Raw genomic sequence first — 1,575 nt, 5'->3', positions numbered from 1 at the left:
CGGCTCCTGACGGCCAGCCGTGGCCGACGTCGCACACTTCCTGACCTGGGATTTCACGGAACTCCGGTCAGAGCCAAAATCCGAGATCGGCATCAGCCTCGCCGTATCTGTTTGTTCGTCAGCTCGGCGAACCATCGCTCCACAAGGTTGAGCCAGGACGATCCGGTCGGTGTGAAGTGCAGATGGAACCGCGGGTGGGCCAGTAGCCAGGTCTTGATGGCCGGGGTCTTGTGGGTGGCGTAGTTGTCCAGCACGAGGTGGACGTCGAGGCCGTCCGGCACTTCCCGGTCGAGCTTGACGAGGAACTTCTTGAACTCCTCGGCGCGGTGGCGGCGATGCAGGGAGCGATGACCTTGCCGGTGGCGACCTCCAGGGCGGCGAACAGGGTGGTGGTGCCAGCGCGGACATAGTCGTGCGTGACGCGTTGCGGCACTCCGGGCATCATCGACAGTACCGGCTGCGAGCGGTCGAGGGCCTGGATCTGCGACTTCTCGTCCACGCAGAAGACCAGAGCCCGCTCGGGCGGGTCGAGATAGAGGCCGACGACATCGTGGACCTTGTCGACGAAGTACGGGTCTGTCGACAGCTTGAACGTCTCCGACCGGTGCGGCTGCAGGCCGAACGCCCGCCAGACCCGCGACACCGTCGACTGCGACAGGCCCGTCTGCCTCGCCATCGATCGCGTCAACCAGTGCGTCGCGTCCTTCGGGGCAGACTCCAGCGTCCTGGTGACCAGCGCGGCCACCTGCTCGTCGGTCACCGTCCGGGGACCGCCCGAGCGGGGCATGTCTACGACTCGCTGATTGTCCTGGATGGGGTTATCCGGGCAGATTCCTGTCTCACCAGCGATTCCGTATCGTGGAGACCGAGGATCAGATTCACTCGATCGACCGAGCTGTCTCGGACCGGAGATGGGTTCGATGACCGAGCTGACCGACGCGACGAAGACGCCGGGAAGCCTCCTCAGGCTTCGAGGATCTGTTCAGCCGGGTAGTCGACGGTGACCAGGTCGACTTCGTACGGCTCTTGGAAGACTCGGACCCCCTGGTCTGGGTCGCGTATGACCGCGGTAATCCGCTCGGAACCCTCACGGGGCGATGGATGCCGAGGGTGTTTCGTGGCGGCTGTCGACCAACCACGAGCATCACTAGACCTCGGCGATGCTGTACGGGCCCAGCGTCGGTCGGCCTCATGGCCGCGTCAGCAGGCCCAAGGTCGCCAAGTGGGCCCGCCAGATTCTTTCCGACGCATCCCTGATCGCGGTTGATGCCGAGACCACCGGTATTGGACCACCCTGGGGTGCAGATCGCGGCCGGGGACCACACCGGAAAGACACTGGTCAACGAGCTGATAAATCCGCTAGCCGAGATCGAACCGGGGGCGGTCGCGGTTCATAGGATCACCCCGGACACGTCCAGAACGCCCCGACCTTCAGTCACTGAGCTTGTTCAGGTTGGTCACTGATCGGGTGTTGGCGGGGTGGCGTAACAGGCGAGGCCCTCGGGCTGTTGAGCGGGATGTCTGACGTCCGTAGCTCTTCAACACGGGGGCCTCGTTGGTTCCTTATCCTGCCGT

1 pseudogene is annotated in these 1,575 nt (G+C 64.3%); it reads right to left on the bottom strand.

The features are described 5' to 3' along the window. Positions 1–95: 95 nt before the first annotated feature. Positions 96–796, bottom strand: a pseudogene (locus ABZX75_RS34345) (IS630 family transposase); the annotation flags it as partial. Positions 797–1,575 lie beyond the last annotated feature (779 nt).

Origin of the sequence: Streptomyces sp. NPDC003038, from assembly GCF_040611115.1 — a bacterium.
Taxonomy (GTDB): Bacteria; Actinomycetota; Actinomycetes; order Streptomycetales; family Streptomycetaceae; genus Streptomyces.
This window is presented reverse-complemented; position numbering and strand designations above follow the sequence as displayed.